The sequence below is a fragment of the Exiguobacterium sp. s101 genome, from assembly GCF_018617835.1.
GTDB lineage: Bacteria > Bacillota > Bacilli > Exiguobacteriales > Exiguobacteriaceae > Exiguobacterium > Exiguobacterium marinum.
Window position 1 is genome coordinate 66,009 of record NZ_JACSKX010000005.1, and the last position, 22,078, is coordinate 88,086.

The window sequence follows — 22,078 nt, forward strand, 5'->3', positions numbered from 1 at the left end:
GTTCCCCCTTATGCGACCACTTCGCGGACGTTCGCGAACGCCTCGTACTCTTTGTCGTCCATGATTTTCTTCAACGTCACAATCACGTCATATACGTCGGTAAACGTGTTATACAATGCGACCGGTGCGAGACGGATGATGTTCGGTGCCCGAAAATCTGGGATGATGTGATATTTCTTCAATGCCTTACAGATACGTGCCGCTTCGGGATGCTCGAGGCTCAAATGAGCGCCGCGCTGTCGTGTGTCCGTCGGGCTACCGATGAAGAATCCGTGAGGTGCGAGCATCTCTTCGATCAAATCCATCATATACGTCGTGAGCGCGAGTGATTTTTGACGAATCGCTTCCATCCCGACCTCGTTGAACATCTCAAGCGCGCCAAGTTGAGGAGCAAGACTCATAACGTGTGGTGTTCCGATTTGGAACGCACCGGCATGTTCGGCCGGTGTCATCGTATGGTCCATATCGAACTGTGTATCTTTGCGCGAACCGAACCAACCGGCGAGTCCAGGTGTTGTGCCGAAGTGACGTTCATGAACGAATAAGCCCCCGACCGTTCCAGGACCCCCGTTCAAATGTTTATAGTTGCACCAGTATGCGAAGTCGACACCCCAGTCGTGGAAGTCATGAGGGATGGCGCCGACGGAGTGACAGGCATCGAAGCCGATCAAAATTCCACGCTCGTGTGCCGCTTTCGTTAGACGAGGCATATCTAAAATCTGACCACTCCTATAGAGGACGGTCGGTAATACGATGAGGGCGATTTCGTCAGTCATCGCGGCAATCAAGTCGTCTTCTACTAAGAAGCGCCCATCTGGACTGTCGACTTGGACGAGGTGCTCTGATGGGTCGAGTCCACGAAGTTCGAGCTGACTCTTCAAGGCGTAAATGTCAGACGGGAACGTGAGGGCGTCTGCTAAAATCTTCGTTCGTTTGCCTTCTGGTTTGAAAAACGAAGCGACGAGTTGATGCAAGTTCACGGTCGTCGAACCGGTGACCATCACTTCTTCCGACTTTCCACCGATGAGCGGCGCGTTCAGTGCAGCCAGCTCTTCGGACAAGTTGAACCAAGGATGGCGACCGGACATCCAACCATCGATTCCGAGCTCTCTCCAGTCCGCGAGCGATTCAAGGAGCGTACGCTCGGCTCGTTTCGATAAGAGCCCGAGTGAATTCCCATCCATATAAATCCCGTCTTCCGGTAAGTAAAATTCTTCCCGATATGATGCGAGCGGGTCTTGTTTGTCTAGTTGTTGTGCGTAAGCACATGTGAAATCGTTCATCTCCCCATATTCCCCCTTTAAAGCTTATACGTTGTCAAAATCGTAGCAATCGGACATAAGGAAGTCAACAAACAACAAGGTGTCGGCGAGTCAAACTAAAAACGCTCAAGCGTGATCTTGAGCGTTTAGGAGTGTAGCTTATTTTATTTTTCGTACATTCTCTTGTCGGAGTAGCTTGAATAGTGTGAAGGCCATCAATAACAGGATGATGGTGAAGGGCAAGGCGGAAATCAACGACGCAGTTTGAAGTCCTTCTAAGCCACTCGCAATCAATAAGACGGCAGCGATTCCTCCTAACAGAATCCCCCAGGCGATTCGAACGGGAAGGGGTGGATTCAAGCTACCATTCGTCGTCATACTACTGATGATGTAGGTAGCAGAATCGGCCGATGTAATCAAGAACGTCAAAATCAAGAGAATCGACAAGACGGACAGGATGAAACTGAACGGGAGCTCGGCAAACGTCACGAACAATGCGCTCGTCACGTCCGCATTGACGGCTTCAGCGATGGAAGTCCCTTCGAATAAATCTAGATGTAGGGCAGTGCCCCCGAATACGGCAATCCAAAGGAGCGCGATGAACGGAGGAACGATGAGGACACCAACGATGAATTCACGAATGGTACGGCCTCGTGAGACACGTGCGACGAACGCTCCGACAAATGGGGACCAGGCGATGGCCCATGCCCAATAAAAGATTGTCCAATCCCGGACCCACGTCCCTTGTTGATACGGTTGTAGACGAAGACTATAGCGAATGAAATTTTGTAAGTAGTCACCTAGACCGAGCGTCAAGGTTTCTAAAATGAAAATTGTAGGACCGGCAAAGAAGACGAAGACCATCAACACGAGTGCGATACCTAAGTTGATGTTACTCAACCACTTGATGCCACGATCGAGACCGGTCGTCGTCGATGTTAAAAATAGAGCGGTCAAGACGACGATGATGGCGACTTGCATCCAAGCGGTGTTCGGGAGCCCGAACACACTGTTCAGTCCACCGTTGATTTGAAGAACACCTAAACCAAGCGACGTCGCGACACCCATGACAGTGGCGATGACCGCTAATATATCAATCGTCTGATTCAACGGTTGTTTGTACGGGCGTTCTTTTATAAGCGGTGAGAGACTAGTCGAGATGAGTCCGTCCGCATTACGACGGAACTGGAAGTAGGCGATAATCAGTCCGACAATCGCAAAGACGGACCATTGACTGACACCCCAATGGAAGAACGAATAGGCCATCGCAAGACGTGCCCCTTCGACCGTCAGTGCCTCCGTATCCGCATACGGTGGCGTGAAGAAATGGCTCATCGGCTCGGCAACACCCCAAAAGACGAGTCCGACACCGAATCCGGCGGAGAATAACATGCCGATCCAAGTAAAGAACGGATATTGAGGGCGATCGTCATCCTTCCCGAGACGGATTTTTCCGTATTTACTGAACGCTAAAAAGACTAAAAAGAGCACAAACAAGAATACGGAAAGTAAATAGAACCAACCGAACGAGCGAGTCGTAAAGTTAAAAATAGATCCTGCGATTGAAGCGAATGATGTTGGGGCAATGGCTCCGAATAGAACGAGTAAGGCGATCAAACTTGCTGAAATATAAAACACCCGGTTCAAACGTGGTTTTTGTGTAGAATCCTTCATGTTGTCTCCTTTCGGTATAATTATTATTTAGGACTAGTAATAGATTGCCTATTATCTACATTGCAAACAGGATATATAATCCATCGTGTTTTGAATACTTGATTCGGGAAAAGAAATAAAGAGGAGGGAATATGATGAAATTGATTGCGATTGACTTAGATGGAACGTTGCTATCGCGTACGGGTGTGATAACAAATGCAAACCGGGACACGATTCGTCGTCGACAAGAGGACGGTGACATCGTAGCGATTTGTTCAGGGCGCTCGATTCATGATATCGAAGAGTTATTGAAGCGTAGTGATCTCGTCTGTCCAATTCTGTCTGGAAACGGAGCAATCGGCTTTTATGAGGACAAGCGAATTTATTATCACGCCATGGACCAATTCGTCGTTAACGGACTGTGGGAGATTGCCAAGGAGCATGACGCGTACGTCGAATTTTATACGAATGCGGGTGTGAAAGTCCTTCAGTCAGGCAGTGACTTGTTAAAACGAGAACTTGATGATGTATTACCTCACGATCAATCGTTCACGCGCGAATGGGCGGAGCGTGAGATTGAAATCCAAAATGAGCAATTCGGTCTGACGTATATGGATTCGATGGAAGACATCGACTTTGCGCAAGATGAAGTGTATAAGGTGTTTGTCTATTCGTTCGATCGCCAAAAGTTACATCGCTTGCGTAAAATCTATGAGCCACGGGATGATATTTTGATTACGACAGCAGGATGGACGAAGATTGAGATTGGTCATCCTCATGCGAGTAAGGGTGAGGCGCTAAAACAATTAGCTGATCATTATCAGGTTTCGATGCGTGATGTCGTCGCTATCGGAGACAATTTGAACGATGTATCGATGTTTGAAGTAGCCGAAACAAGAATTGCGATGGGAAATGCGGTAGACCCGTTAAAAGATTTGAGTACGCATATCACAAAGGACGTGGAAGAAGATGGGGTCGCCTACGCGCTGACACATTATGTATAAAATGATTATGGAGAAATCGTGAACGAGGATTGAAGGATGCTAAAAACGGATATTGTATACATGTAACCATTCACTTTCTGAAATGAGTCGGGGAGCAGGGGGCATATTTGTCACCTGTAGCTGATGGAAGAAAGAGGGTGGGAAAGTCCATGTAAACGTGAATCGTGTATTCCAAACGATGATGCGTCGGCCTCTGTTTGCTATCGAAGCAAACATACCAGACATACTGTTTGTATAAGGAATCCCACATGATCCGCGTCATAGGTGGACAACATAGGTACCAAGTCCTGTTGTGCCCATTCAATCAAAGCGTCTACGAGTTACTTGTTCGATTTCATTCTTTAGGATGTGAAAACAACTGGTGAACCAATGGACAATGCATCGATTCGAATGATGCGTCACGCTGACTTGGACATCTCTAGTCGAACCAAATCATAGATGGGACGGTCAATCGAGTAGAAACTTGGTTGGATGAAAGTCCGGGGACTAGAGAATCGAGAAAAGCGCCGAGTGTGGGCGCTTTTCTTGTGGTATTCTATTGAGTGAATGCAGTGATGGAGGGATCGCATGCCAAAGTTATATTGGTTCGGGACGTTCTTTAGTGGCATGATTCTTTTGACCACGGGAACGATGGAAGGTCTTTACCGTCTGTTACCGATTGGATTGATGGCTATCGCGGTCATCGGCTATTTCATACAGACTCGATTCGAGCAAAAGAAGCGGCGCCCTTGATCGGGTGCCGCTTCTTTTTAAAAGGATTCGAGTAAACGTGTCATCACGTCATCGATCTCTTGCTGCAACGCATCGACTTGACGTTGGAGTGCCATTAACTCATCGAGGTCATCCAATTCATTCATCTGTTGAAGCAATGCTTGATGTTCTGCTTCTAATTGTGTCAAATGGGCTTCCTCATCCATCGTAGACGAAGAGGTTTTTGTCTGCTTTATCGATTTCGATGGTTTTGCGTGCTCCGTTTTAGGTTGCTCGCTTGAGTCGTGTTCGCGTTTTTCGAGGGCATAGGCGACGCTGCCTTCAAAACGTGTCATCGTCCCGTCAAGCCAATACGTCACCGGAAATAATTTATTCAGAAAGTAGCGATCGTGTGATACGGTGACGACCGTTCCAGGAAAACGTTCTAACGCCTCTTCAAGTGCTTCTCTCGATTCGATATCCAAATGGTTCGTCGGTTCATCTAAGACGAGGACATTGATTTCTTCATGGACGAGGATGGCGAGCATGAGTCGCATCTTCTCCCCGCCGCTCAAGTTCGACACGGGTTTAAACACACTCGCCCCGTAAAATAAGAATTGGGCGAGAAGGTGACGCGCTTTTCCTTCATCGACAGCAATGCGGTCCCGGAACGCCTCCATTAATCGATGGGATTCATCGAACGTGATGTGTTGTGATAGATAACCGATTTTCGCTTGGTCGGCTCGACGGACGGTACCGATTTGCGGTGCGACTTGACCGAGCAACAGCTTTAAAAGAGAAGACTTTCCGCTTCCGTTCGGTCCGACGATGGCGACACGCTCCCCGTGGCCTGTGTAAAAATTCACACCTTCGAAAAGCGGTCGGTCGTAACGGAGTGTCGCATCCGTCACCTCGAAGACGTCGCGCCCGGTTCGCCCGTTCGTCGTGAACTGGATATTCGGTTGCTCGGCCTCGAGTTGCGGTTTCTTGATTCGTTCAATTCGTTCGAGCGCCTTTTCCATCGATTTGGCACGGCGATAAAACTTTTCATTTGGTGGATTGCCTTCGTTGGCCCATTGCCGCAACTGCCGAATCGTTTCTTTCATTTTTTTAATTTTCTTCTGTTGCTCCGTGTAAGCGTGAAACTGGTCAAGCAACTGTTTTTCTTTTTGGGCAATGAAGTCCGTATAATTCCCAGGATAACTCGTCAATTCACCGTCTTCGCACTCGACGATTCGAGTGGCGACCGCATCTAAGAAGACCCGGTCGTGGGAGACAATCAGGAGCGCTGAATCGTAATCCTGTAAATAGGATTCGAGCCACGTCATCGCTTCTAAATCCAGATGGTTCGTCGGTTCATCCAAAATGAGTAGCTCGGGTTCCTGAAGAAGCGCTAAGGCGAGTCCGATTTTTGTTCGTTCTCCACCGCTTAGCGTATCGAACGGTTGATCCACGAATGAGGTCAGTTTTAGTCCGTCAATCATCGCACTGATTTTTGACTCGTAGACGTAGCCGCCCGCATGGTCGAATTGCGCTTGGACCGTCCCGTATGTTTCGAGAAGACGTTCGAGCTGTTCGGTCGTCGCCATCTCTTCCTCGAGGCGAGACATCTTCTCGCGAAGGCGAAGGACTTCCTCGAAGGCGGTCTGAAGGACATTGCGTCCACTGTTTCCGGGATAATCGGGAAGCTGGACCAAATAGCCGATGGAGAGTCGTTGCCGACGGTAAATCGTTCCAGCGTCATGCTCTTCAGAGCCGACAATGATGCGTAACAGTGTCGTTTTACCGCTGCCGTTCCGGCCGACGAGCCCGACTCGTTCGTTTTCGTTCATGAATAAATTCGCATCTGTGAGAACGGCGTGACCACCGTATTGTTTTTGAATGTGTCGTAAATCGATTAACATAATAGGTTCCTCCTGAGATCAGGGCCTATCAAAAAAACCGAGCGCAAAGAAGCGCTCGGTTTAGAGAGAGAGGCGCTTTGTCGTATATTCAGCAATGTCTAAAAAAGGACAGACGGGTCCCTTGATTAAGCGACATCGTGAAAAATCGCACGCAAAATGTACAAATGTTCAGTTGTCCAATGCGTACGGTCGACAAATTTCACCTTTCTCCCTCCTTTCAATTATCTATGTTTTGATTGTAAGCGTTTTTCTTTAGACTGACAATGAAAATAAAGGAAATGGAAGAGATGACGTCGTATATAGTCACCATCGAGGAGGCGAAGAAATGAGGAAAGAATGGCTAGGAGCACTCAGTTTGACCCTTGCGGCGAGTATATGGGGCGGGATGTATGTGGTCAGTAAATATGCGCTCGCATATATTGAACCGTTCACGTTCGTCTGGTTACGATACGCTGTTGCATTTACTGTCCTATTCATTGTGTGGCTTCGATTTGGACGAGAATCGATTCGACGGGCGGATTGGAAATGGATCGGACTGGTCGGTGTCATCGGATACGTCGCTTCAATTTCATTTCAATTCATCGGGACAAAGCTATCGGATGCACATACCGGTTCCCTTGTGACCGCAGCGACGCCGGCGTTCATGGTCTAATTCGCTCGATTGCTGTTGAAGGAGCGACTGACTCCTGTCAAGATTGGAGCGCTTGGACTGGCAACGGTTGGTGTTCTCATTGTGGTCGGTTTGGAAGGAGAGGGGACGTATCGGGTTGGCAGTTTCGTACTCGTTCTAGCTGCCGTGACGTGGGCGCTCATGTCCATCTACGTGAAAATCGGGACACAGACTTTGTCGACTTTGACGCTCACGACATTTTCGATTGGAATCGCATGGGTGTTGATGACCCCGTTGATGAGTATAGAAGTCATACAAAGCGGATTTCCGGATTTGAATGGCGTTCTTTGGCTCAGCATATTCTATATCGGGATTGTATCAACGGCAGGGGCGTTCTTCTTTTGGAATAAAGGGCTCGAGTTGATGGATGCGAGTGTCGGGTCACTCTTTTTCTTCTCTCAACCCTTGGTTGGCGGGACGCTCGGTTGGCTCGTTTTGAACGAGACGCTCCATCTTAACTTTTTTATCGGTGCCGGTTGTATCATGACGGCTGTGACGTGGTCGACGCTCGCAGAACGACGACAACAACTGCCGATTTCAGAACGCCATCTGTAACGACAAAGCGGTCGCCCTCATGTTTAGAGGGCGACCGCTTTTATTAAAATCCATGATGGTCGAGTTTGTCTTGTTCGCGCTTCATCTCAAGTTCAAGGCGCTGAATGGCGAGCTTCTCCTCTTCAATCTTTAAGCGACGTTCTTCGACGCGTGATTCCCTTGTTTTGATAATCGTATTGGCGCCGACCGACGTAACAACGATCACCATAGCCGTGATATAAAAAAAGAAATCCATCTGAAATCCTCCTTTTTATGTGAATAAGTTCGTGACAAGCCGTTGCGTCTCAAGGGCGACACGACCGTCCGTTGAAATCGCTGTATCTTCGATGAGTGCGGAGATGAAGTGGTCAATCGCGCCTTGGAATCCTCGTTGCACGAGTGTCGTGTCCCATGAACCGAACGTTTCGACTTCATGCCGACCTTGCTTGAAATGATGTAGCGTGACCATCTCTTCGACGGACAATCGTTCCCCATCCCGTACAATCGAGACGTGCTCATGGTTCGCTCCGGACGTGCGATGCATCGATGTCGTGTGCATTCCGTGCTCGTCTTGCCATACATGGCGGGCGAATCGCAGCTCATGCTTTTCATTGACGTCGACGTGACCCGAGACGAGTGTGAGCTCATTACCAGCGAGGAAACGTAACGTATCAATGACATGTAAGTAATCGTCGAGTAAGGTGAAGGTCGCATCCTTTGGACCGACATCGTTCTCTCGATGCTTCACCACATCAATCATATGCGCTGGGGACTCCTGTTGGAGACGTCTATACATCGGTGCAAAGCGTCGATTGAACCCGATCATCAATTTGCGACCGAGACGCTCGGCTAGTTCGACGAGTTTTTCCGCCTCATCCAAAGTTGTGGCGAGGGGCTTATCCACGTAGACGTCGATCCCGTGCTCTAGTAAATACGATACGACGTCATAATGGGTTTCAGTTGAACTATGTACGAACGCTGCATCGATGGATGAGGCGAGTTCGCGTAACGTATCGAATGCAGTCATTCGGTAGGTTTGGCAAATCGTTTGCCGTTTCGAGACATTTGGAGAAAAGGCGCCGACTAAATCGGTTCGAGGATGGTTCGCAAGGATAGGTAAGTAGGCTTTTTGAGCGATATTTCCAAGCCCGACAATACCGATTTTTGGTTTTTGCATCACGTTCACTCCTTTGGTCCATCATAACAAAAAACCGGACAACACATGTGTCCGGTTCAGGAATTATAAACTTGCATTTAAGACCATTTCACCTTGTGGCGTCTCATTGCCACGATTCGGTTCTTTCGTGACAGCGACGGTATCCCAGTCGACTTCGACTTCATCCGAGTCGAGCGTATAGATGACCGTCCCGTTGCCTTTGTCGTCGGTCACGAAAGCGCCGGTCGGAATCGGGGCACCATCTTTTAAGAGCCATACTTGATACACCTCATTGGCGTCGAGTGAGGATAAGCCGTTCGTTTGGACGATCAGTTGCGTCGTACCATCCTGTTCTGCAAGGTAAGCGGTCCCTTCAGATTCGCCGTCGAGTGGAATCGTTTCGTTTAATGCGATACCAGGGGCATCAGGCTGATTCGTAAGCAAATATCCATTCCCGATCAAGGAGAGAAGGAGTGCCGCTGCTAAAGCGACCATTCCCAAGACCGATACGTTCCGTTTCTTCTTCTGTTTGAACGGTGTCGCCGGTGGAACAGCAGCAGGTGACACGGTTGATGTTATAGGCTCATTGTCTTCTTCGAATACACGATCGAGGACGCGCGCTTTCATACCTCGCGGTGGTTCAATCGGAGTAGACAAGAACGCGACGCCACCGACAAGTGCTTCGAGTTGTTCGAGCTCTTCTTGACAGTCTTTACAAGATGCAAGGTGTTGTTCAAATTTTGCTCGTTCATCTTCCGATAGATGTTGGTTGAAATAGTCAATCAATTGGTCGCATGCGTTCATTGTCCTACCTCCTTTCCGATGAATTCATGGGATAACTGTTTCCTCAGTTGCTTCAGCGCCAGTCGAACCCTTCCTTTCACTGTACCAAGCGGGATGCCGCACGCATCAGCGATTTTTTGCTGACTTAGCCCTTGGAAGTACATGAGCCGAACGACTTGCTGCTGTTCGGCCGGTAATGTCGCCATGGCCGTCTCGATTTGGGCACGTTCTTCTTGCCACTCTGCTTCTTTCTCAACGGATGGTGACTCAGAAGGGATGGCCTCAGCATATGATTCGTCGAGCTGTAAATCGGGTTTACGCTTACGAATCAAATCAATGGCCACGTGCCGGCTCATCGTGAAGAGCCAAGAACGAAACTTTCCTTTTGATTCATCGTAGACTCCGCCGCCACGCCAAAGTTTGATAAACACTTCCTGCATGGCTTCTTCGGCCAAATCACGGTCCTTTGTCAGCTGTAAGACAAAAGCGTATAAAATTCGTTCATATCGATCGTACAATATTTCGAGCGCTTCTTTGTCCTTTTGCCTGACACGCTCATATAATTCTAAGTCAGTCATAACATACTCCTTTGCGCAGAAGGGATGTCCCTTGTATTGATCTAACGTATAAAACGAAAAAATAGATGCCTATTTTATGTGACTATTTATTGAACATGTAGATGACTGGGTCGGAAGTTTTTTATAAATGAACAAGCGTAATTTTTCTGAAAGGATATAGGCAATGACACTTAACACAATGGATGTCATTAGCATCAATCCGATCGCGGTTAAGGGAGCGCACATCGTTGCCCAAAAGAAATATGTGCGAATGCCAAAAAGAAAAGCGAATACAATGAAAAACCCTGTAATCAAACTACTCATTTGGCAATAAACTTGGAAGAGTCGTTGAATCATAAGATGCCTCCTTTGTTTCATTGTACTATAGGGGAAAGAGAAAATGATAAGGAGACGATATCATGAAGCGATTTACGAATGAGGGACACATCCTCATCTGCTTTGATTTTGATGAGACCTACTTTCCTCATGCGTGTACACCGGACCAATTGGCATCCGTTCGTCGTCTGGAAAATTTTCTGGAGCGACATTCATCCCAACTATCGATCATGTGGGTGACAGGCAGTTCGCTTGCATCGTTACACGAAAAAGTAAAGCGAGCGAATCTTCACTTTTGGCCTCATCGCATCGCCTCAAGTCTCGGGACAGAACTATATCGAATCGATACGGATGGGACATTCTCTGTAGAGCGAACCTATCAAGAGTCGTTCCCAAGTGATTTTGTATCTCGTGTGGAACGTGTCGCGGCACAGACTGGGGAGATGCAGATTGAACTAGAAGCACAGCCAGGGAATGGGACGAGTCCTTGGATTCGTAGTTATTACATACGCAATCAACAAAGGGAATGGAGAGAAGGTATTCGAACGTTGGCCAATGAAGCGGGTATTGCCGTCAATATTAGCCAATGCAATCCGAAGGCAGGTGATCCCGTCAATGCGTTTGATGTCGATTTTTACCCGATTCATGCAGGAAAAGCTTCGAGTGTATCCTATGTATGTGTGACTTCTTTTTTTGACCGTGAACAGGCATATGCCTTTGGTGACAGTGGGAACGACCTCGATATGTTAACGCATGTCGGGAATGGTTATTTGTTAAAGAATGCAACAGCACAAGCGAAACGAGCTTATCTAAAATTGACAAAAAAGGCTTACGTTGATGGCATTTTAGAGGTATTAGAATCCAATGTTTCATCTTTTAATTGATGAATGATTTGTTCTAAGAAACGGATGAGAGTTGAACGAATCGCTTCCACATGTGTATTAAAATCGAGGCGTTGTTGCCAGATGCGGCAAAATAACTCAGTCAAAGTTTCTTCCGCCGTTGCCGGATGGTTGCTAAGATGAAGCGCGTAGCGATAGAGTAGGTTTTCATAGCGTGAATACAAATGTTCTAAGGCTAGTCGATTTTTTAGACGAATTTGATCGACTAGGCGTTCATCAAGTGTAGGAAGCATATGCAATTCCTTTCATATAGAATGAGTGTCTCAACTGTAAACGATAAAAGGACTTTACTTTGATAAAGTACCCTTTCTCTTCTTTTACTAATTTGAGGTCATTCAAACAAAAGAACAGGGAAAATGGCAGTTGAATATGCAATGACTTAAAACGTGTGATAACAATGCGGACAAGTCTGCGCATCACCTGGAGCACGTTTAAATGACGTTTTACATTTTGGGCAAGTGACCCTCTCGCTCTGTTGATTGAATAAACTGCCACGATTGAATAGGATGTTGCGAAGATTCGGTAGTGCGAGTGCGGCAAAAATCATTGCACCGAATAAAAAGACCGCTAAAATCAGTAACAATACATAGCTCATTGTCTTTGTTCCTCTCTTGTTCCATTTCTTTTATCATAATAGAAACTTGCTCGAACGAACAGCTTGTGAATATAAAAAGGAAGAGCCTAGCACTTGAATGAAGTGTCTAGGTTTTTTTCGTGAAGTGATTGTTTTTCATTGGAAAAGGGAAGTAATATCTTTGTCATCTCAATTGCCGTTTAAATCTAGTGCCATGACGATAAGGTTAATCAACCTAGCGACACCCATGAGAAAGGACGTACACAGCATGAGAACGAAACGTTTATCCGCCATTTTAATAAATGAGATGGATGACATTTTTGATCCATGGGTGACCGGAGTCGAAACGGATTCCAGAAAGGTCAGTTCAGGGAACGTCTTTATTTGCATTCGCGGCTACACGGTTGACGGACACAAGTTTGCAGAAGACGCCGTGGTCAATGGTGCGAGTGCGGTCATCTCAGAATATCCACTCGATCTCGACGTACCGAATGTGGTTGTTGCTGATACGAAGCAGACGGCAGGAGCGGTTGCGAGTGCTTTTTATGACCACCCCTCTCATCGAATGCGCATATATGGTGTGACGGGAACGAATGGAAAAACAACAACAGCGACGTTGACATATGATTTATTGCGTCTCTCAGGACAACGTGCCGGAATCGTTAGTACGATAGGAGCTCGTTTCCTCAATCAGACGATTGAAACGGCCAATACGACCCCAGAAGCTGTCGTCTTGCATCGCATTTTAGCGGATATGGTTGATGCGGACGTCACGGATTGTGTACTCGAAGTATCATCGCATGCATTGATGGAAGGTCGCGTGGCTGGAATTCATTTTCATGCGGCCGCGTTTACGAATTTGACGCATGATCATTTAGATTATCATCGTTCGATGGATGAGTATGCCCGGGCGAAAGCGCGATTGTTTGAACAGGTAGAAGTGACGAACGGTGAGGCAATCGTGTTAAACGCAGAAGACTCGGCTAGTCATGTCATGGCTGAGTTTGCGCCGACACGTCAAGCCATTATGTATAGTACAAAAGAGGAGATAGATGCCGACATTCAAGTCATTTGGCGTGAAGAGACGGTACTCGTCAGTATGAAGGATTTCAAACTCGAAGTGCCCGTTCGATTCATGGGGGCGTTCAATGCAGCGAACTTATCAGCGGCCATTGGACTCGTTTCGACTTCTGATATGGCGCTGCGGACCATTGTTTCAAATGTTCCAGGACTTACCTTGCCAAAAGGGCGTTTGGAACGTTTAGCTACAGAGGATGCTGAGATTTATATTGACTATGCCCATACACCAGACGGTCTAGAGAAATGTTTGTCTACATTGCAACAAGACAACCGTGATCTCGTCGTCGTCTTAAGTGCAGCAGGAGATCGGGACCCGACGAAGCGCCAAGATATGGGACGCATCGCAAGTCAGTATTCAAACGAAGTGATTGTCACCGTGCATGATGTTCGTATGGAAAATCCAACACACATCATTCGCGATTTAGTCAAAGGGATTCAGCCGAATGCGAACTATGTGACGTTTGAAGCGAGGAAAGATGCACTTCGCCACGCAGTGATGCAAGCGTTAGAAGGGAAGCGCGTCGTTGTCGTCGGTAAAGGGCATGATCACATCGAACGAATCGGCCGCCAGTCGATTCCTTTCAACGAATCAGATATTTTATTAGAAGAATTGAAAAAGCGAAAAGGGCAGGAACCTGCCGTTTAACAAAACGATGACAAACGTCATCGTTTTTTAATGTGTGAAGAACGGTAAGGAAGGCAATAACTAGTAATGTAGTAGAATTGAAGGAGGAGAATAGACATGTCAGTTTTGTACAAAGAATTTACAAACGATGAAGAAGTCGTTACCGCCATTCAATCGATGAAATCAAATGGGGTGGATGAATCCAACATCTACGTCATTACACATGACGATGACCGAAGCAAACGCGTTGCGGACAATGCTGATGCGAACACCGTCTCGGCAAGTGACGTCGGCTTGGGGACAGCCGCCAAAAACGTGTTCCGTAAAAAAGGGGACGAACTTCGTGCAGAGTTTCAAGAACTTGGCTTTTCGAAAGAAGAGTCAGAACGACTAGAAGAGAAATTAGACAAAGGGAAAGTGCTCGTCGTCGTGAAAGATGCACCGGCCGGATTTACTATCTGATTCCACTACCATTGAGAATAGAGAGAAAAGAGGCTGAATCGACACGATCGATTCAGCCTCTTTTTTGTTCGATTAACGAAGGCGGACGACGGTGCGACCGCTCAACTCTCCTCGCATCATCGATTCGGCGTGACGTGGGACATCGTGTAGCGGAATCTCATGAATCATGTCGTTCAACATTTTCATGTCGATGAGTTCTTCAAGACGTTCCCATGCGTTCATACGGCGTGCCATTGGTTGCATGACTGAATCGATTCCAATTAGTTTCACCCCTCGTAAGATGAACGGGTAAACGTTCGTCGGCAAATCGGTTCCTCCTACGAGACCGCATGCGGCAACAGCACCTTCATACCTGATTTGACTCAAGATATTAGCGAGTGTATTTCCGCCAACTGAATCGATGGCGGCATCAAAACGCTGTTTGGCGAGTGGACGAACAGATCCTTCTAATTCGCTACGATTGATGATGGTCTCGACACCAAGTGAACGCAAGTAAGGTGAATCTGTTTTACCAGTCGAGGCGACGACGTGATAGCCAAGATGGCGAAGTAACGTAATGGCGAAACTCCCGACACCACCTGTCGCCCCCGTGACGAGTACCTCTTCCCCAGGACGGACACCGGCGTGCTCGAGTGCATCAATCGATAACATCGCCGTCAGCCCTGGTGTCCCGATAGCGATGGCATCGCGCATAGTCATCCCCTTCGGTAATTTGACGAGCCAGTTTCCCGGAACTTGGGCATATTGACTGAAACCACCGAAGTGACGTTCGCCAATTCCAAAACCAGTGGCGATGACTTCATCTCCGACTTTAATGTCGAGATGGTCCGATTCGACTACTTTCCCGACGAATTCACATCCAGGGATGAATGGGTAATGGTTCACGATTTTACCTGAATTTGTTAATCCGAGTGCGTCTTTATAGTTCAACGCAGAATAGTGGACTTCGACTAAGACGTTCCCATCTTCTTCTTTTGGGAGCACGTCGGATTTGACATCTTTTACTTCGGTATGAAGGTGGTTATCCTGTTGGTCGAGCACGAGTGCTTGGAATGATTCATTCATCTGTGTAACCTCTTTTCTTTTGGATATCTTCACTCTACCTATCTTTCCCGTGCGAAATAAAATATATGCACGATTCTTTAGGGGGAATCGGGTAGAGAGTGGTACAATAAAGAAGATACAAATTGCGTAAGGAGGAATGTAGTATGCGGCACGATGACTATGAGTTTGATGATGTAGAAGTAGAAGAAGGCGAATTGTTTAACGTATACGATATTCTCCCACCAGACGGGACGATCCTAGAGATGGCGACCGCTGAAGAAATGGTTCGGGCAGCCGAGTTAGAAGCGAAACATCATGCGCTTCAACGGCTCCAGGATTCAAACTTCCAGTTATCGGGTGTTTCGTTCAAAGAACTCCTGACAGAATTTGAACAGTATGAGCAAGAATCGATGGAATTCTGGACAGGGGTTTATAACCGGTTACGCATTCCTTGGGCGTGGACGATCCGCATCGACGTGGCCAATGGCCCAATTCACGTTGTGAACGATCGCGATATCTTTATCGACGAAGACGACTTCGAAGAATACGATGTCGATGATTTATTAGATGAATACGAAGAAGATTGAATCAAAAACGTCTTTCCCTCATTCAGATGGGAAAGACGTTTTTTTGTCGTGAAGCAAGTCATGACGAATACGACTTAATTCGGTCGCTCCGAATAATAACCCGACGCTGCACAAAATAGAAACCCCGCTTACCATCGCTCCAACGATTGCGGTATCCCCAATCATTGTGAACGACATCGCTAAGCTGAACAGACCAAATAGCAGTAATCCTCCGGCAATTGTTTTCATACGCTCCACCCTTTCACGTGTCTATGCATGTAGTGTAGACGGTTTAACTAGAGAAGGGTGGTTCTATTTTTAACCTGGTAAATTATTTAATTAAGTCATAAATCGAATAGGTTTTGCCGTTCTCAAGAGAGCGGTCAATCAATTGTTCTGCGAAAACGCGAGCAACCGTCTCCGGAGATCGGAGTCGCCCTTCCGTCTCGTATGAACGGAATTGTTCAAGGTCGGCGAATGCGTCTTCTGAAGAAGAACGAATTTCGGTCTGCATCGATGTATCCATCACACCTGGATTGAATAGAGCTGCGCAATGCGGTGTTCCTTCCAGTTCTAGTGCTAACGTATTCGTAAAATGGTCGAGGGCTGCTTTCGTGCCACAGTAAGCGCTCCAGCCTGAAATCGGACGTTTAGCTGCGCCAGACGTCACATGAATTAACTCAGTCGGCTTATCGAAAGCGAGGACCGCATTCGCCAATAGCATCGGCGCAAGCAGGTTGGCATGGACATGAGCGGTCACTTTATCACCATCTAATTGTCCGACGCGATGAATCGGTTCGATCCATGCTGCATTTTGAACAAGAAGGATTGAATCAGCCGTTTCTAGCAGCGGAGTGATTTCTTCGATAGCTGAATTGATTCCAGAGACGTTTGAAAGGTCGACTGACAGCTGTTGATACGTAACCTCTTCTGCCTGTGAACGCGAGAGACCGACAACTTCATAACCTCGAGATTGGAGTTCTTGGGAGATGGCACGGCCGAGACCACGCGATGCACCCGTGACGAGAGCAAGTTTCATATACTTTCCTCCTATTCGTGAATGGTTTTCCGAAAACCATAAAACGGTCGGAACCGTAACTTTTCATAATATGTGTGAGAGAGTTGATTCGCCAACAGTTCGATGCGCGTTGTTGGGTGTAGTGCATGGATATGTTGGAGCAATTGTTCGCCGAGCCCACGTTTTCGATACGCGGGAGCGACCAATAATTCGCAGACGAACAAGGTGACTGTCGTATCGGTCAATCCACGCAAATAAGCGACAATCTCCCCGTTCTCAGACTCCATGACATAGGTGACGTTTGATTGTTTCCATGCCTCACGGGTCAGTTCATTCCGCTCGACGAGTTGGGTCCAACCTTCATCACGATTGAGTTGCTGGATGTGTTCAAAATCTGCCGAGACATATGCACGAATGTTCATTCAATCCGCTCTCCAATCTGTGCTTCAATTTGTTTCATCACGTCAAACGAACCATCTGATTGATTTGAACAAACAACCGAGATGGTAGCGGTTTTCGGGTAGTATCCAGAATGGAAACTGACGCCGGGATCATACCCCATCACATGATACTTATAAATCTCTTCCGTCGCATGACGTTGAATCCAAACCCCGTATCCATAACACTCGCCACGGTCATTGACGGTCACATGCGGAGTGAGGAGGACGGACGTTGAAGACGAGTCAAGAAGACGATGTGAGAAAAGAGCTTCCCAAAACCGGCCCATATCTTGAACGGTGACATATGCGCCACCATCTGCGCTGCCTTTGATTGGAATCGCATATTGGTTTGTGCGCCACGTGCCGTTCGAGTGCTCGATATAACCGAGTGCTGTTTTGGAAGGTAAGGAATCGAGTGAGAAGTATCCGGAATCAATCATACCGGCAGGATGAAAAATCGATTGTTCGATATAGTCGGTGAAAGATTGCCCGGTCACGTCTTCCACAATCAACCCTAACAGGATATACCCCGCATTGTTGTAGGAGAATCGAGACCCCGGTTCATCTTTCATGAATTTTTGTTGAAATAGTGGTAAAAAATCACGTAACTGTTGAAGACGATACATCGGAACATCGCGCCATAATGCTTCGAAATCATCAGAGATGGACTCATCAAAATAGTCAGGGATACCCGACGTATGAGTCAACAGTTGATGAATGGTGACTTGGGGCGATATGTTTGGTAAGTCGAATGTTTGAAACGAATCAAGTGAAGTGGAAAAAGACAGTTGACCTTGTTCGACCAACTGACAAATGGCGATTGCCGTAAACAACTTGCAGCCAGAAGCAATCCCGAATCGTGTCGTTACTTCATTTTGAATCTGTTCTGAGCGGTTAGCGTAGCCGAAAGAGTGATGAATGGATTCTGTCGGACTCGTGACAGAATAGACACCAGAAAATGTTTCGTTCAACGATAGATGCGTGAAATTTTGCAAAGGAACCTCCAAGTGTTGAGTCGTTTTGTATAGTTCGACTATAGCACGAGTATCATATCCTCTTATGAGTTTACTCAATATTCAAAAAACATTTACCAAATAAATTGAAACGCGTCGGTACAATCCTTCAAAGCATTGAGTCATCCGTTTACCGTTTAGGAGGAGATGAGTTCGTCTTATTTCTTGAGATGATGCCTGAAGACGCATGTGAACGAATGGTTTGCCAAATTGAAGCGGCTTGTCAAAAAGAATCGATTTCCGTTGCAATCGGATTGGCTTGGGCATCTCATCCGGCATCAATCGAAGGACTTTGGCAACATGCGGATGATGCGATGTATGAACAGAAGCGACAACAAAAAACAGATCTTCTTGACGTTTAGTTCAAGAAGGTCTGTTTTTTAGCTGCTGGCTTCTTCTATCTCAGCCGGTTCTTCACTTAGCTTGTTCAAATAGCGCTGACTTAAAAATTCAGGTATTGTCGAAATTCCGATGCCGAGAAATCGTGGTAACAAAAAGAGCGCCATGATGATGGCGGCGATTCCAGCTGTGACTTCCCATGCCATCGCAGACATGTTGCCGGCAAAGGATTGACCATTCAAGCCAATTAATTGTTCTGCTGACAGGTTGGTCAAGAGGAGCGATCCCGCGATGAAGACGCCTGTCAGTCCACGACCGGCCAAAAAGTAATCATCGGCACTTTCGACTTTTCCTTTCGTCATTCGATATGAGACGTAGGCGACGAGCCCCATGAACAAGGCGCCCGTCACGAGTATGTAGAGTACTTGTTGAAACGTCATAGAATCCCCTCAATATTTACTTATGTTTTATATATATTTGTAAGGGATACCCGAACGAGTTGGAAATTAGTCATCTGGTTTTGACGAAATCAAAAAAACGCTCGAGGAATCGAGCGTTATAAAAACTGAAGCATAGATGTCGCGACTGTGAAATAGATGATGAGCCCTAGATTGTCCATCAACGTCGTAATGAATGGTCCAGATGCGACAGCGGGATCTAATTTCAATCGGTTAATCAGAAGTGGAACGATTGTACCAATCATCGTGGCGACACTGAGCGCGGCGAAAATTGAAATCCCAACAATAAAGCCGATGAGCATGTTGCCATATAGAAGAGTGATGACGCCGAAAATGACAATCATACAAGCGATTCCTAACAGGATGCCGGTCCCGAACTCGCGTCGAATCATCTTCATGACGTTCTTACGATTAATCGTACCGAGCGCAATCGACCGAACAGCGACGACAAGCGACTGGGTAGCCGCGTTCCCGGCGGATCCCATGACAAGTGGCATGAAGACGGCAAGTAACACGATCGTCTCGAGCGTATCTTCAAAGCTGCCGATTGTCGAGGCGGTAATCATGCCAAGAAACATGAGACTGACAATCCACGGGGCGCGTTTTTTTGCTGCCTCAAACGGACTCATGTTGATATCAGAAGACCCTTTCGCCGCGGATAGTTCTTCAAAGTCTTCCGTCGTTTCACGCTCGATGACGTCTAATACATCATCTACCGTGATGATGCCGAGTAGTTTCTGGTGGTCGTCGATGACCGGGAGTGCCAACAAATCATACTTCTGTACGATACGGGCCAAGTGTTCCTGGTCTGTCATGACGTTTGCCGAGATGACACGAAAACCCATGATATCCTCAATTTTTGCATCGAGCGGCGCAACGATCAAATCTCGTAATGAGACGACGCCAACAAGTTGATGCGTGTGGTCGACGACGTATAAATAATAAATCGTCTCGGCGTCAGGTCCGAGTTCACGTAATTCTGCAAGTGTCTGTCCGACCGTCTTATCGGCTTGGAGAACGACAAACTCAGTCGTCATAATAGAACCAGCCGTCTCTTCCGGATATTGCATCAAATCTCTTACTTCTTGCTCCTCGATATCATCCATCTGTTCAAAGAGCGTATCCATGAATGAATCGGGTAGCTCATGCATCAAATCGGCTGCGTTATCTGAATACATCTTATTTAAGATACGAACAGCATACGGTTGGGGTGTTTCTTGGATGAACATGCACTGTTCATCTAACGTCAACTTTTCGAATAAGTCGGTGAATACTTCGGGGGAAATGGCCCGATACACAAATGTACGTTCATTCTGGTCGAGTTCGATAAAAAGGTCGGCTTGTTCACCAGGGTGAAGGGAGAGGAATAAATCCCGAAAGTCGATTGGGTCCCCCTTCTGAATCAATACACGAAACTCTGCTTGATGTTGCTTTTGTTCCATTTCTTCTATTCTCATGTCGTCACATCCTGATCTCTAACATTTTTTAGACTATTTTTCTTTGAATAATTTTTTTTTAACATTTTTAGAGCGATTATATACATCATCCATACATCATATTCCCCATTGCCATAACAATGATTTTTTATGCTTTGTTTGTTCATTCACGAATGTGAAGATTTATTCATACATATGTGGAATCAATAACAGGTGAAGTGCCGGATTAGACATTCACAAATTTGGTAAAGTGATAAGGTAAGGGTAGTTAAACACCCGAATCACAAGGAGGAAGCGAGATGATCTCAATGACAAATCAACCGATTTCACAAGATACGACGCTGAAACATCCGATTCATGTGTATTCAGAAATTGGAGAATTAAAAACGGTATTACTGAAAAGGCCAGGTCGAGAATTAGAAAATCTCACACCGGAATATTTAGAGCGACTCTTGTTCGATGATATTCCCCATTTGCCAGTCATTCAAAAAGAGCACGACTATTTTGCGAGTGCGCTCCAAAATCGTGGTGTGGAAGTTCTCTATCTTGAAAAACTAATGACTGAGACGCTATCGCTCCCTGGTGTGCGCGAAAAGTTTGTCGCGGATATCTTATCCGAGTCTAAATCAAATATCAACGGCTCTTACGAAACATTAAAAGAGTATTTACTGGATTTTGATAACGAAATGCTGATTGAAACGGTGATGGCCGGTATCCGGAAATCAGAAATCAAGCCGGAAAAACGCCGCCACTTGCACGAAATGATTGAAGATACGTACCCCTTCTTTTTAGATCCAATGCCAAACCTCTATTTCACACGAGATCCTGCCGCAGCGATGGGACATGGACTTTCTATTAACCGAATGAAAGAGCCGGCACGTCGCCGTGAATCACTCTTCACGCAGTATATTATGCGCTATCACCCACGCTTTGCGAAACATGATGTTCCGATTTGGTCGGACCGCGACTATCGATTTGCGATGGAAGGCGGAGACGAACTCGTCTTGTCGAAAGAAGTTGTCGCTATCGGAATCTCTGAACGTACGACCGCACAAGGAATTGAACGTGTCGCCCTCAACTTACTCAAGCATGGAGACAGCTTCAAAAAAGTAATCGCCATCGAAATTCCAAAATCACGTGCGTTTATGCACTTAGATACCGTCTTTACAATGGTCGATCATGATAAGTTCACCATCCATCCGTTCATCCAAGGTCCGGAAGGCAAAATGAATATTTTTGAACTTTCCTTAAATGCAGAAGGTGAACTTCAAATCGCACAACACACTGATTTGTTAAAAGTATTAAAAGACGTCCTCGGATTACAGGAAGTAACCTTGATTCCTTGTGGGGGAGGCGACCCGATTGCGGCAGCACGTGAACAGTGGAACGATGGGTCAAACACGCTCGCGATTGCTCCAGGTGTCGTGGTCACATACGACCGAAACTACGTCTCAAATGAACTGCTCCGTAAAGAAGGCGTTGAAGTGATCGAAATCATGTCGAGTGAACTATCACGTGGACGTGGAGGTCCACGTTGCATGAGTTGTCCAATTATTCGACAAGACATCTAAA

At 46.7% G+C, this 22,078-nt stretch carries 24 protein-coding genes and 1 pseudogene; 9 read left to right on the forward strand and 16 right to left on the reverse strand.

Going from position 1 to position 22,078, the window contains the following annotated elements:
• Positions 1 to 8: 8 nt before the first annotated feature.
• Together kynU and KNO76_RS06040 are read right to left on the reverse strand one after the other, a co-directional pair.
• Entirely contained in the window at positions 9 to 1,283 is a 1,275-nt protein-coding gene (gene kynU / locus KNO76_RS06035) for a kynureninase (RefSeq protein WP_214883578.1), read from the reverse strand.
• Between the two features lie 138 nt (positions 1,284 to 1,421).
• Positions 1,422 to 2,936 carry a glycine betaine uptake BCCT transporter gene (locus KNO76_RS06040; RefSeq protein WP_214883581.1) on the reverse strand — a complete coding sequence of 505 codons (1,515 nt, stop codon included), beginning with the start codon at positions 2,934 to 2,936 and terminating at the stop codon, positions 1,422 to 1,424.
• Positions 2,937 to 3,070: 134 nt separating this feature from the next.
• Between KNO76_RS06040 and KNO76_RS06045 the strand changes: the two genes are divergently transcribed.
• Positions 3,071 to 3,919, forward strand: a complete 849-nt coding sequence (locus KNO76_RS06045; RefSeq protein ID WP_214700383.1) for a Cof-type HAD-IIB family hydrolase — start codon at positions 3,071 to 3,073, stop codon at positions 3,917 to 3,919.
• 567 nt (positions 3,920 to 4,486) lie between these two features.
• On the forward strand, positions 4,487 to 4,651 hold the full coding sequence (locus tag KNO76_RS06050) for a hypothetical protein (RefSeq protein WP_026824932.1): 165 nt from the start codon (positions 4,487 to 4,489) through the stop codon (positions 4,649 to 4,651).
• A 17-nt stretch (positions 4,652 to 4,668) separates the two neighbouring features.
• On the opposite strand, the gene abc-f is transcribed toward KNO76_RS06050, so the two are convergent.
• Entirely contained in the window at positions 4,669 to 6,513 is a 1,845-nt protein-coding gene (abc-f, locus tag KNO76_RS06055; RefSeq protein ID WP_214883584.1) for a ribosomal protection-like ABC-F family protein, read from the reverse strand.
• Between the two features lie 325 nt (positions 6,514 to 6,838).
• Between abc-f and KNO76_RS06060 the strand changes: the two are divergent.
• A pseudogene (locus KNO76_RS06060) lies at positions 6,839 to 7,738 on the forward strand (DMT family transporter).
• Positions 7,739 to 7,781: 43 nt separating this feature from the next.
• On the opposite strand, the gene KNO76_RS06065 reads toward KNO76_RS06060, so the two are convergent.
• The 4 genes from KNO76_RS06065 to KNO76_RS06080 form a co-directional block, all read right to left on the reverse strand.
• Positions 7,782 to 7,973 (reverse strand): hypothetical protein, encoded by a 192-nt coding sequence (locus tag KNO76_RS06065; protein WP_214883587.1) that lies wholly within the window; start codon positions 7,971 to 7,973, stop codon positions 7,782 to 7,784.
• 15 nt (positions 7,974 to 7,988) lie between these two features.
• On the reverse strand, positions 7,989 to 8,894 hold the full coding sequence (locus KNO76_RS06070; protein ID WP_214883590.1) for a Gfo/Idh/MocA family protein: 906 nt from the start codon (positions 8,892 to 8,894) through the stop codon (positions 7,989 to 7,991).
• A gap of 63 nt (positions 8,895 to 8,957) precedes the next feature.
• On the reverse strand, positions 8,958 to 9,677 hold the full coding sequence (locus KNO76_RS06075; RefSeq protein WP_214883593.1) for an anti-sigma factor: 720 nt from the start codon (positions 9,675 to 9,677) through the stop codon (positions 8,958 to 8,960).
• A complete protein-coding gene (locus KNO76_RS06080) occupies positions 9,674 to 10,234 on the reverse strand; it encodes an RNA polymerase sigma factor (protein ID WP_214883596.1) in 561 nt (186 codons plus the stop codon). The genes KNO76_RS06075 and KNO76_RS06080 overlap by 4 nt, the downstream gene beginning before the upstream one ends.
• 398 nt (positions 10,235 to 10,632) lie before the next feature.
• Here KNO76_RS06080 and KNO76_RS06085 point away from each other — a divergent pair, with 398 nt between their 5' ends.
• Positions 10,633 to 11,433, forward strand: coding sequence for an HAD-IIB family hydrolase (locus tag KNO76_RS06085; RefSeq protein WP_214883599.1), 801 nt, complete (start codon positions 10,633 to 10,635; stop codon positions 11,431 to 11,433).
• On the opposite strand, the gene KNO76_RS06090 is transcribed toward KNO76_RS06085, so the two are convergent.
• Both KNO76_RS06090 and KNO76_RS06095 read right to left on the reverse strand, forming a co-directional pair.
• On the reverse strand, positions 11,379 to 11,684 hold the full coding sequence (locus KNO76_RS06090) for an RNA polymerase sigma factor (protein WP_214883601.1): 306 nt from the start codon (positions 11,682 to 11,684) through the stop codon (positions 11,379 to 11,381). The genes KNO76_RS06085 and KNO76_RS06090 overlap by 55 nt on opposite strands.
• Before the next feature lie 146 nt (positions 11,685 to 11,830).
• The gene (locus tag KNO76_RS06095) at positions 11,831 to 12,046 is read right to left on the reverse strand and encodes a zinc ribbon domain-containing protein (RefSeq protein WP_084483559.1); all 216 of its coding nucleotides are present in this window, start codon (positions 12,044 to 12,046) and stop codon (positions 11,831 to 11,833) included.
• Positions 12,047 to 12,293: 247 nt separating this feature from the next.
• Here KNO76_RS06095 and KNO76_RS06100 point away from each other — a divergent pair, with 247 nt between their 5' ends.
• A complete protein-coding gene (locus KNO76_RS06100; protein ID WP_214883604.1) occupies positions 12,294 to 13,751 on the forward strand; it encodes a UDP-N-acetylmuramoyl-L-alanyl-D-glutamate--2,6-diaminopimelate ligase in 1,458 nt (485 codons plus the stop codon).
• 96 nt (positions 13,752 to 13,847) lie between these two features.
• Positions 13,848 to 14,192: a YflT domain-containing protein gene (locus tag KNO76_RS06105; protein WP_026824941.1), complete on the forward strand. Its 345-nt coding sequence runs from the start codon at positions 13,848 to 13,850 to the stop codon at positions 14,190 to 14,192.
• Positions 14,193 to 14,264: 72 nt separating this feature from the next.
• Here the strand turns inward: KNO76_RS06105 and KNO76_RS06110 are convergent, their stop codons facing one another.
• Positions 14,265 to 15,257, reverse strand: coding sequence for an MDR family oxidoreductase (locus KNO76_RS06110; protein WP_214883607.1), 993 nt, complete (start codon positions 15,255 to 15,257; stop codon positions 14,265 to 14,267).
• A gap of 143 nt (positions 15,258 to 15,400) precedes the next feature.
• On the opposite strand from KNO76_RS06110, the gene KNO76_RS06115 reads away from it, so the two are divergent.
• A complete protein-coding gene (locus tag KNO76_RS06115; RefSeq protein ID WP_051545936.1) occupies positions 15,401 to 15,823 on the forward strand; it encodes a hypothetical protein in 423 nt (140 codons plus the stop codon).
• A gap of 18 nt (positions 15,824 to 15,841) precedes the next feature.
• Here the strand turns inward: KNO76_RS06115 and KNO76_RS06120 are convergent, their stop codons facing one another.
• The 4 genes from KNO76_RS06120 to KNO76_RS06135 all read right to left on the reverse strand — a co-directional run bounded on the left by KNO76_RS06120 (position 15,842) and on the right by KNO76_RS06135 (position 18,255).
• Positions 15,842 to 16,051, reverse strand: a complete 210-nt coding sequence (locus tag KNO76_RS06120; protein WP_026824943.1) for a hypothetical protein — start codon at positions 16,049 to 16,051, stop codon at positions 15,842 to 15,844.
• Positions 16,052 to 16,133: 82 nt separating this feature from the next.
• Complete coding sequence (locus KNO76_RS06125) at positions 16,134 to 16,841, reverse strand: SDR family NAD(P)-dependent oxidoreductase (protein ID WP_026824944.1); 708 nt, start codon at positions 16,839 to 16,841, stop codon at positions 16,134 to 16,136.
• A gap of 11 nt (positions 16,842 to 16,852) precedes the next feature.
• The gene (locus KNO76_RS06130; protein ID WP_214883609.1) at positions 16,853 to 17,242 is read right to left on the reverse strand and encodes a GNAT family N-acetyltransferase; all 390 of its coding nucleotides are present in this window, start codon (positions 17,240 to 17,242) and stop codon (positions 16,853 to 16,855) included.
• Positions 17,239 to 18,255: a serine hydrolase domain-containing protein gene (locus tag KNO76_RS06135; protein WP_214883624.1), complete on the reverse strand. Its 1,017-nt coding sequence runs from the start codon at positions 18,253 to 18,255 to the stop codon at positions 17,239 to 17,241. The genes KNO76_RS06130 and KNO76_RS06135 overlap by 4 nt, the downstream gene beginning before the upstream one ends.
• A gap of 104 nt (positions 18,256 to 18,359) precedes the next feature.
• Here KNO76_RS06135 and KNO76_RS06140 point away from each other — a divergent pair, with 104 nt between their 5' ends.
• Positions 18,360 to 18,635: a diguanylate cyclase domain-containing protein gene (locus KNO76_RS06140; protein ID WP_214883632.1), complete on the forward strand. Its 276-nt coding sequence runs from the start codon at positions 18,360 to 18,362 to the stop codon at positions 18,633 to 18,635.
• An 18-nt stretch (positions 18,636 to 18,653) separates the two neighbouring features.
• On the opposite strand, the gene KNO76_RS06145 is transcribed toward KNO76_RS06140, so the two are convergent.
• Together KNO76_RS06145 and mgtE are read right to left on the reverse strand one after the other, a co-directional pair.
• On the reverse strand, positions 18,654 to 19,052 hold the full coding sequence (locus KNO76_RS06145; protein WP_353047877.1) for a sodium:solute symporter family transporter: 399 nt from the start codon (positions 19,050 to 19,052) through the stop codon (positions 18,654 to 18,656).
• A gap of 116 nt (positions 19,053 to 19,168) precedes the next feature.
• Positions 19,169 to 20,527 (reverse strand): magnesium transporter, encoded by a 1,359-nt coding sequence (mgtE, locus tag KNO76_RS06150; protein WP_026824948.1) that lies wholly within the window; start codon positions 20,525 to 20,527, stop codon positions 19,169 to 19,171.
• A gap of 320 nt (positions 20,528 to 20,847) precedes the next feature.
• On the opposite strand from mgtE, the gene arcA reads away from it, so the two are divergent.
• Positions 20,848 to 22,077 carry an arginine deiminase gene (arcA, locus tag KNO76_RS06155; protein ID WP_214883815.1) on the forward strand — a complete coding sequence of 410 codons (1,230 nt, stop codon included), beginning with the start codon at positions 20,848 to 20,850 and terminating at the stop codon, positions 22,075 to 22,077.
• Position 22,078 lies beyond the last annotated feature (1 nt).

Bases quoted from the DNA above. Each gene is read 5' to 3' on its own strand.
- kynU (WP_214883578.1), bottom strand. From the start codon at position 1,283: ATGAACGATTTCACATGTGCTTACGCACAACAACTAGACAAACAAGAC.
- KNO76_RS06040 (WP_214883581.1), bottom strand. From the start codon at position 2,936: ATGAAGGATTCTACACAAAAACCACGTTTGAACCGGGTGTTTTATATT.
- KNO76_RS06045 (WP_214700383.1), top strand. From the start codon at position 3,071: ATGAAATTGATTGCGATTGACTTAGATGGAACGTTGCTATCGCGTACG.
- KNO76_RS06050 (WP_026824932.1), top strand. From the start codon at position 4,487: ATGCCAAAGTTATATTGGTTCGGGACGTTCTTTAGTGGCATGATTCTT.
- abc-f (WP_214883584.1), bottom strand. From the start codon at position 6,513: ATGTTAATCGATTTACGACACATTCAAAAACAATACGGTGGTCACGCC.
- KNO76_RS06065 (WP_214883587.1), bottom strand. From the start codon at position 7,973: ATGGATTTCTTTTTTTATATCACGGCTATGGTGATCGTTGTTACGTCG.
- KNO76_RS06070 (WP_214883590.1), bottom strand. From the start codon at position 8,894: ATGCAAAAACCAAAAATCGGTATTGTCGGGCTTGGAAATATCGCTCAA.
- KNO76_RS06075 (WP_214883593.1), bottom strand. From the start codon at position 9,677: ATGAACGCATGCGACCAATTGATTGACTATTTCAACCAACATCTATCG.
- KNO76_RS06080 (WP_214883596.1), bottom strand. From the start codon at position 10,234: ATGACTGACTTAGAATTATATGAGCGTGTCAGGCAAAAGGACAAAGAA.
- KNO76_RS06085 (WP_214883599.1), top strand. From the start codon at position 10,633: ATGAAGCGATTTACGAATGAGGGACACATCCTCATCTGCTTTGATTTT.
- KNO76_RS06090 (WP_214883601.1), bottom strand. From the start codon at position 11,684: ATGCTTCCTACACTTGATGAACGCCTAGTCGATCAAATTCGTCTAAAA.
- KNO76_RS06095 (WP_084483559.1), bottom strand. From the start codon at position 12,046: ATGAGCTATGTATTGTTACTGATTTTAGCGGTCTTTTTATTCGGTGCA.
- KNO76_RS06100 (WP_214883604.1), top strand. From the start codon at position 12,294: ATGAGAACGAAACGTTTATCCGCCATTTTAATAAATGAGATGGATGAC.
- KNO76_RS06105 (WP_026824941.1), top strand. From the start codon at position 13,848: ATGTCAGTTTTGTACAAAGAATTTACAAACGATGAAGAAGTCGTTACC.
- KNO76_RS06110 (WP_214883607.1), bottom strand. From the start codon at position 15,257: ATGAATGAATCATTCCAAGCACTCGTGCTCGACCAACAGGATAACCAC.
- KNO76_RS06115 (WP_051545936.1), top strand. From the start codon at position 15,401: ATGCGGCACGATGACTATGAGTTTGATGATGTAGAAGTAGAAGAAGGC.
- KNO76_RS06120 (WP_026824943.1), bottom strand. From the start codon at position 16,051: ATGAAAACAATTGCCGGAGGATTACTGCTATTTGGTCTGTTCAGCTTA.
- KNO76_RS06125 (WP_026824944.1), bottom strand. From the start codon at position 16,841: ATGAAACTTGCTCTCGTCACGGGTGCATCGCGTGGTCTCGGCCGTGCC.
- KNO76_RS06130 (WP_214883609.1), bottom strand. From the start codon at position 17,242: ATGAACATTCGTGCATATGTCTCGGCAGATTTTGAACACATCCAGCAA.
- KNO76_RS06145 (WP_353047877.1), bottom strand. From the start codon at position 19,052: ATGACGTTTCAACAAGTACTCTACATACTCGTGACGGGCGCCTTGTTC.
- mgtE (WP_026824948.1), bottom strand. From the start codon at position 20,527: ATGAGAATAGAAGAAATGGAACAAAAGCAACATCAAGCAGAGTTTCGT.